Here is a 7,801-nt window from a genome sequence, read left to right as displayed (position 1 = left end):
TGCCTTGAGCATCGGTATAAAATTCCTTTAACCCTAGGTCAATTCCTGTTATTTGTCCCGTTGGTTTATGGTATTCTTGCCGCTCTACGTCAATCAAAAACTGGCAATAATAACCGTCAGCACGTCTAACAACTCTTACCCGTCTAATCTGTTGCTCTGAATAATAAACTAATGTCTTTTGATTACACCATAAATCAAATTCTCCTGCTTTAAAACCGTCAGTGAACTTGATTTTACGTCGGTCATCAGATAGTTTGTAGCCTGTTAGTTTGTATTCTGGTCGGATTTCATCCCCCGCAAAGGTGAGTATCTTGTCGAAAAATGTAGCGGGGGCATTCATCCGACATTTTAGGTAATTTCCCCTACAGCCCTATTCCTATCTATTCCTGATTTTCCAGATAATTACGGATTTGTTCTAGTTTAGCCAGGGCTTTTCCTGACTGTAAACATTGTTGTGCTTGCTGGAAACCGGTGGGGATATCCGGGGCAATTCCACAGCGCCAAAGATAAAAACCACCGTTAAAAATTGCCGCATCGGTTAATTCGTTATTTTCTCCGGCTAATAAACCCTTTAATTTAGCGGTGAGCATCTCTAAAGATTCGAGGGGATAATCTGAGGGACAGAAGCCATAATCGCGAGGATTTAGGAAAAATCGCTGAAAGGAAGGCGGATCGGTGGGATTTCCCAGACCAATAATCGCCGTCCGATTACAGGCTAAATCACAACTGCCCTCTAATCCTTTCACAGTGGTGAAATGAGAGATATTTCTCAGGGCAAAAGTTTCGCGAAAACGCTCCTCGGTGGGGGGATGAACAAAACCCGATATCTGATGAATATTACCGACAAAAGGCGACCACATTAACTCTACCGTGGCCATGGGCGGACGTTTACCGATTTGCTCCCGATAGGGAATAAAATTCTGTACTAGGGGAAAATGGCGCGGAATATAGAAAAAAGTCAATCCTGTGGTGATTAAACAGTCTTTCACTGCTGCTAAGGATAATTGACTAAAATCTGCTCCTAATTGCTGCCAGATTTCTCTGAGGGAAATACCGTATTTAGTCGGCATTCGATCGCCCCCGTGCAGGACTACGGGAACCCCCGCCAACCCTAAGATTAAAGTGGTGATCGGAGTAACTGGGGCAGTGCGAGAGCGTCCATCGTAGGGATTGCCAAAAATAGTGATCGGATGCTGAAAAGAGGCTGATTCTAGGGTTATTTGCGGGCCAAGCTCGGCGTAGGCATCAAGCATTCCCGCTAACTCATCGCTGGTGGGGCGTTTAATGCGATGGGCAATCATGAAAGCACCGATTTGGGCCGGGGTTGCCTCTTGGGTTAACATCATCTTGGTGGCCATTGCCGCTTCGGGACGGGTTAAATTTTTGCCCGTATGGGTGCCACTACCGATCGCTTTTAATAATTCTCGAAAAGTATCACTCATCTCAAGGAAAAAAATAAAGAGTAAATAGGGTTTGCTGAATAAATCTAAAAACCTTGTTGGATAAGACTTTTAGACTTGTTTTCCCTCAAAAAGTGCCGACCTTTGGAGTGATTGGGGGGAAAATTCTGGGACTTTTTCCCTGAAAATTAGGTAATTGACCACCTGAAAATCGGTAAAACCCCACACCCCACACCCCACACCCCACACCCTGCTCCTAGGAAAAGCTTTTTCAGCAAACCCTAAATAGGATTGATGGGGATTCTTAAGGCTGGACAGGGGGATTTTCTCAGCTTTTAACCAGACTTGGCTTCATTTGCCGCACTAATTGACAAAAATGAGCGATCGGTGGTATCTGTAGGCGATCGCTGGTGGTGACAAGGACTACCTGACGGGTGAGACGATGACTAAATTTACCATTATTAGGATGGGGATTTTCGCCACTAGGGGAAGCAAGAGGACGAATGGCGAGGGTGGCATCGCCACGAGCCTCCATCAGGGCAGATTGGGGCAGAAGAGCGATAATATTACCCTGACGCACCACACCGCGAAAAGCATCAAGGGTGTTTAATTCCATGACAGTTTTCAGGTGGGCATCCTGACGGGAAAACCATTCTTGTACTAATCTTTGCATTCCGTAGCCATCTTTGAAAACCACTTGCGGATAGGGGATTAATTCCGACCATGGCACTTCTTTGTATTGGGCAAGGGGATGATTAGCGGCCATGAGAATTTCGATCGCTTCTTCATATAATATTTCTACCACCATCTCCGGGCTAGACGTGAGAAAACGATTATTCATTACCAAGGCCAGATCTACTAAACCATCCCGCAGCACTTTTAAGGCGCGATCACTGCCTAGGGCTGTAACTCTTAACTGAACTTCTGGGTATTCAGCACAAAATTTCGGCAAAATCGGCGGTAAATAATGGGCGCACACGGAATGAATCGCCGCCACGCACAATTCTGGCTGTTTTCCCGCCTGTAGGTCAGTGATTTCCTCGTGAACATTCGTCCATTCTTGACAAATTCGTTTCGCCCGGGGTAGCAATTTCTCCCCGGCAATGGTTAATTTCGCTTGGGCGGTACGATGAAAAAGAGGTAAGCCCAAATCGGTTTCTAGGGATTGAATCTGGCGGCTGATAGTCGATTGGGTGACTCCACACTGGCGCGCGGCTTGACCGAAATTGCCCGTATCGGCTACGGCTAAAAAGGCTTGCAACTGCTCGATCCGCATTCTTTCTGTTTTTAATTACATTCCGTCATGACCTTATGACAATAACGAATTTTATTCTGACTTTTGGTAGAAATTGCTACCGTTTTCTCAGTTATCAGCTTCTGAAGGCAAGGGGCAACAGGCACTCGTGCAAAAGACAGAATCTGGCAATTCTCCTACCTCAAAAGAAGGTTAGAAACTAAGCACATCAAAGCTTTTAGCTTAACCAATTAGGGTCTGCGGCAAAAAGTTTTTCCTGGGGGCAGGGTGTGGGGTGTGGGGTGTAGGGTTTTACCGATTTTGAGGTAGTCAGTTACCTAATTTTCAGGGCAAAAGTCCAGGGATTTTACCCCCGATCCCTCCAATGGTCGGCACTTTTTGAGGGAAAAAAAGTCTAAAAGTCTTACCCAACAAGGTTTTTAAATTTTTTCAGCCAACCGTAAATAGGATTGATGGGGATTCTTACGGCTGGACAGGGGGATTTTCTCAGCTTTTAACCAGACTTTGCTTCATTTGCCGCACTAATTGACAAAAATGAGCGTTCGAGAGGCTATCTATGTGTGATCGATCGCTTCTATTCGAGTTATCGAATTTTCCCAATCAAACCGATCCGATCGGTCTTCGTGCGGCCTGTTTTTGCTAGGTTAAAATCGTCCCCTGTGTTATTTTTCAATTTATGCCTTTACCGTCCCAATTAACTGCGCTCGTAGAAAGGATTGATCGAGAACTAGATCGCCTAGAAAGTGACGGGAGAGAAGCGATCAAAATCGGTACAGATCTGTTAAATCGTTTTCCCGATAATTTTACATTAATTCAATTGATGGCTTTTGTGAATACTAGCTTATTTTACGCTGATCGCGCAAGGAATCAAATCCGCGAGCGTGTGGAAAGTGTTGATCGATCAGAACCGACCCCAGCAAATTTACAGGAGGCCGGGGAAGATATCTCGATCGAGTTAGGACGTATTTTAGAGACTAGAATAAGGGTGACGCAGGTTAAAAATCGCTTGGAGGGTTTACGGTGATGGAAAGAAAAGAAACAGGACTAAATGAACGGGAACTAGAGGAAATTCTGGAAATGGCACGGGATGCGGCGGAAAAAGCCCGATCAATGTGCGAGGTAATTACAGAAAATTCTAAAAAATGGCGGGAGAGAGCAGAAAGAATCAATCGGACGGGATCGAGATAGCGATCGAGTATTTCTTCGATTATAGGAGCGATCCCGAACCTCGAATCAAGTAATTGAAAGAGCAACAGGATATAAATAGGGCTTGCTGAATAATGGTAAAACCCTTTTAAAATAAGGCTTTTGACCTGTTAAAATCCGATGTTAGTGCAAGAATATAGGATTAAGACCTTCAAAAACCTGGCATTATCTTTCTTTTAGTACATAAACTGGTACAAAAAAAGAGGGCAACAAAGCCTGAAACGACCGGCTACTGACTCCTGACTCCTGACTCCTGACTCCTAACCCCACCAACAAACTTTTTCAGCAAGTCCTAAATAATACGAATATTTCAAGGATTGACACAATAGGCTGACAATGGCACTGTGATTGTTATTTAAGATTCTTCAATGCTAGATAAAAAATCGTCTTACCATCTCCCAACTCTTTCCTTCGCCCTCGCAACGATAGCCATCGGAATCCTCTCCGAAGTAGAGGCATCTCTAACCATTACCGGATCCTCGGTGACAGCCTCAACCCCGGTCAAGTCTTTTCCGACTAACCCGCCCCAAGTGCCACTTATTTTAGCTCAAACTCCTTCCATTGTTGGCAGATGGCAATCACGGACTAATCACAGAGCTCCCGGATCTGGCAATTATCAAATTATAATAACGGCTATATTTCATTCGGATGGCAGTTATGAATTTAAAGCCTTTGATACATCAGACCCTCGTCTTAGTGTATTGCTGAACGGACAATGGAAACGTAGCAATAATACGATAATTGCTACTGGTAGTCCTCTCACTTCTAATAAGGTGTATCAACATAATTTCCGTATAGTTAATGCGAACACACTTATAGATAGCTATGGGAAGACTTTCCTTCGGCTACCCTAATAGCTTCTGTTGCTGATCGCGCTAAACTGAAGGGTATCGATCGCTAAATCAGTAGGCTATAAATCAGATGGTAGATAAAATCACTGCCAAAGAGATATTGGAACGTTTACGAACCCTGAAACCCGAACTGGAGGAACGATACGCGATCAATCGAATCGGCATTTTCGGCTCGGTAGCCAGAGAGGAAACCCGACCGACGAGCGATATAGATATAGTGGTATGTATGCCCCCCGATCTGCTTAAAAGAGTCAGACTGAAAGCCGAACTAGAGAACCTATTCGGACGGGAAGTGGACGTGATCCGCTATCGGGATTCTCTGAATCCTTACCTCAAGGCACGGATCGATCAAGAGGCTATCTATGTGTGATCGATCGCTTCTATTCGAGTTATTACTAGAGCTTGAAGAGGCGATCCGCCGGATCGAGCGGCGATTTACCCGGATTCAAAAAGCCGATGATTTCATCGCCGATGATGATGGACTCGATCGATTGGATGGCATCAGTATGATGTTGATCGCAATTAGTGAAAATATTAGAAGACTCGATCGGCTAATGGCAGAGAGTTTAGCGAATCGCTATCCGGAAATTCCTTGGTCGGAGATTAAGGGAATCAGAAATATTCTCGCCCACGATTATTTTGACATCGATCCAGAGGAAATTTATCGGATTTGTAGGGAGGATCTGGCGATTTTGAAGCGGGTACTCGGGAAAATACGTCACGACCTCTTGTAATTATCGAAATTTCCCAATCAAACTGCTCCGCTCGGTCTTCACCCCGACATTTTTGATCAGGTTAAAAATCGCTTGCAGGGTTTACGGTGATGGAAGAAAAAGAAACAGGACTAAATGAACGGGAACTAGAGGAAATTCTGGAAATGGCACGGGATGCGGCGGAAAAAGCCCGATCGATGTGCGAGGTAATTACAGAAAATTCAAAAAAATGGCGAGAAAGAGCGAAACAATCGCCGCAAGTGAGATCGGGTGGCTGAAGTAACCGAACCGATATTTATGGGGAATAGTCGGGGGTTCGATCGATACGATAAACTAAACGATATCCACTCCAGAAAACCGCGATGGTTCAAGCGACCGAATATCTCTATATCGTTCGAGACGACGAGATTTTACGCGGGGAACCAATTATCAAAGGAACGCATACACCTGTCCGCGCCATCGTCGAAACTTGGCGTCTGGGAGTCGCTCCCGAAGAAATCCCCCTAGGAATGCCCCATCTGACGTTAAGTCAGGTCTTCAGTGCGTTGACCTATTACAGCGACCATCTAGAGGAAATTAACGCTTATATCGAGCATAACCGCATTCCCGACGACTTAATCGATCCGCTGCTAAAAAATTCGTGAATAATCTCTTCGGCATAAAGGAACCCTTGTCACATCGAAACATTTCCTTAAGATATAAGACCGAAGGTCCAGTCTGGATACAGAATTGATATACCTAGAATCGCTACTCTGGCTCACCCTCTAGGCCATTCCCTTCCAGACTGCTAGGCTATCAGACAAAATGAATAACAATCAAACTCCACGGAAACAAGGACTATACGATCCCCGATTTGAACATGATGCTTGTGGTGTCGGTTTTATCGTTCATAAAACGGGTAAAAAGTCCCACGATATTGTTGAACAGGCCTTAACAATTCTACTAAACCTCGATCACCGTGGCGCGTGCGGTGCGGAAAAAAATACCGGAGATGGGGCGGGTATTTTGTGCCAAATCCCTGACCTATTTTTCCGGAAAGTGACCAGCAATCTAGGTTTTACCTTACCGGCAGCGGGACAATACGGGGTAGGAATGCTCTACACGGCCCCCGATGCCGAAATTCGCGGGAAAGGTCGGCAGGAATTCGAGAAAATCGCCGCCGAAGAGGGGTTAAAAGTTCTCGGTTGGCGTGATGTTCCCACGGATAACTCCAGTTTAGGCAATTCGGCCAAATCTACCGAACCCTTTATCGAACAGGTTTTCATCGAACGCGATGCCAATTTAAGCGATGATCTGGCCTTTGAACGCAAATTATACGTTATTCGCAAACGTTCCCACCTCAGTCGTCAATCCTTTAATCGTTACTGGTATCCTTGCAGTATTTCTAGTCGTACCATTGTCTATAAAGGGCAATTAATGCCGGTACAGGTGGGTGACTATTTCCCCGATTTACACGACCCCGACTTTCAAAGCGCTTTAGGATTAGTCCATTCCCGTTTTAGTACCAATACCTTCCCCAGTTGGGAACGCGCCCACCCTTACCGTTATATTGCCCACAATGGCGAAATTAATACCCTGCGAGGTAATATTAACTGGATGCACGCCCGTCAGTCGATGTTTGCCTCACCCTTATTCGGGGAAGACATCAAAAAAATCCAGCCGGTTATTAATATCGAGGGTAGTGACTCCTTAATTTTTGATAATGCCCTAGAATTAATGGTTTTATCGGGGCGTTCTCTCCCTCACGCTGTCATGATGATGATTCCTGAACCCTGGGCGGCCCACGAATCGATGAGTGATGAGAAAAAAGCTTTTTATGAATACCATTCCTGTTTGATGGAACCCTGGGATGGTCCGGCCTCGATCGCTTTTACCGATGGTACGATGATGGGAGCAGTGTTAGACCGCAATGGTTTACGTCCTTCCCGTTACTATGTCACCAAAGATGACCTAGTAATTATGGCATCGGAAGCGGGAGTTTTACCCATTGAACCGGAACGCGTCGCTTTTAAAGGTCGTCTGCAACCCGGCCGGATGTTCCTTGTGGATATGAAAGAAGGTCGTATCGTGGCCGATGAGGAGATAAAAGAAGCTATTGCCAAAGATCATCCCTATCGCCAGTGGTTAAACGAAAATTTAGTCAATTTAGACGATTTACCAGCCGTTGAAACTGCGCCACCAGAAACTGCTGTTTCCCTAATTCAACAGCAAACCGCTTTCGGTTACACTTTTGAAGAATTACGTCTTTTATTAGCCCCCATGGGCCGGGATGGAGTGGAAGCAGTGGGTTCCATGGGTTCCGATACACCCCTAGCCGTCTTGTCCGATCGGCCAAAACTGCTTTATGATTACTTTCAGCAGTTATTCGCCCAAGTC

9 protein-coding genes and 1 pseudogene are annotated in these 7,801 nt (G+C 45.3%); 7 read left to right on the top strand and 3 right to left on the bottom strand.

Features of this window, described 5'->3' with window-relative positions; translation table 11 throughout:
* The 3 genes and pseudogenes from PX482_RS18250 to PX482_RS18240 form a co-directional block, all read right to left on the bottom strand.
* Positions 1–277 (bottom strand): annotated as a pseudogene (locus PX482_RS18250) (RNA-guided endonuclease TnpB family protein); the annotation flags it as partial.
* Positions 278–380: 103 nt separating this feature from the next.
* On the bottom strand, positions 381–1,442 hold the full coding sequence (locus tag PX482_RS18245; protein WP_002763557.1) for an anthranilate phosphoribosyltransferase family protein: 1,062 nt from the start codon (positions 1,440–1,442) through the stop codon (positions 381–383).
* 286 nt (positions 1,443–1,728) lie between these two features.
* On the bottom strand, positions 1,729–2,676 hold the full coding sequence (locus tag PX482_RS18240) for a LysR family transcriptional regulator (RefSeq protein ID WP_002763558.1): 948 nt from the start codon (positions 2,674–2,676) through the stop codon (positions 1,729–1,731).
* 655 nt (positions 2,677–3,331) lie between these two features.
* Between PX482_RS18240 and PX482_RS18235 the strand changes: the two genes are divergently transcribed.
* The 7 genes from PX482_RS18235 to PX482_RS18205 form a co-directional block, all read left to right on the top strand.
* Positions 3,332–3,679 (top strand): hypothetical protein, encoded by a 348-nt coding sequence (locus tag PX482_RS18235; protein WP_002763560.1) that lies wholly within the window; start codon positions 3,332–3,334, stop codon positions 3,677–3,679.
* Entirely contained in the window at positions 3,679–3,843 is a 165-nt protein-coding gene (locus PX482_RS18230; RefSeq protein ID WP_002763562.1) for a hypothetical protein, read from the top strand. The genes PX482_RS18235 and PX482_RS18230 overlap by 1 nt, the downstream gene beginning before the upstream one ends.
* A 939-nt stretch (positions 3,844–4,782) precedes the next feature.
* A complete protein-coding gene (locus PX482_RS18225; protein ID WP_002763565.1) occupies positions 4,783–5,082 on the top strand; it encodes a nucleotidyltransferase family protein in 300 nt (99 codons plus the stop codon).
* The gene (locus tag PX482_RS18220) at positions 5,075–5,446 is read left to right on the top strand and encodes a HepT-like ribonuclease domain-containing protein (RefSeq protein ID WP_002738003.1); all 372 of its coding nucleotides are present in this window, start codon (positions 5,075–5,077) and stop codon (positions 5,444–5,446) included. The genes PX482_RS18225 and PX482_RS18220 overlap by 8 nt, the downstream gene beginning before the upstream one ends.
* An 89-nt stretch (positions 5,447–5,535) precedes the next feature.
* Complete coding sequence (locus PX482_RS18215; protein WP_002763566.1) at positions 5,536–5,703, top strand: hypothetical protein; 168 nt, start codon at positions 5,536–5,538, stop codon at positions 5,701–5,703.
* 84 nt (positions 5,704–5,787) lie between these two features.
* Entirely contained in the window at positions 5,788–6,069 is a 282-nt protein-coding gene (locus tag PX482_RS18210; RefSeq protein ID WP_002763567.1) for a DUF433 domain-containing protein, read from the top strand.
* Positions 6,070–6,229: 160 nt separating this feature from the next.
* A partial coding sequence (locus tag PX482_RS18205) for a glutamate synthase central domain-containing protein (RefSeq protein ID WP_288122801.1) occupies positions 6,230–7,801 on the top strand: 1,572 nt, incomplete at its 3' end.

The organism is Microcystis sp. M53602_WE12, from assembly GCF_030065455.1.
In the GTDB taxonomy this organism is placed as follows: Bacteria; Cyanobacteriota; Cyanobacteriia; order Cyanobacteriales; family Microcystaceae; genus Microcystis; species Microcystis aeruginosa.
The sequence above is the reverse complement of the archived record's forward strand: the minus strand, read 5'-3'. Positions and strand labels throughout refer to the sequence as shown.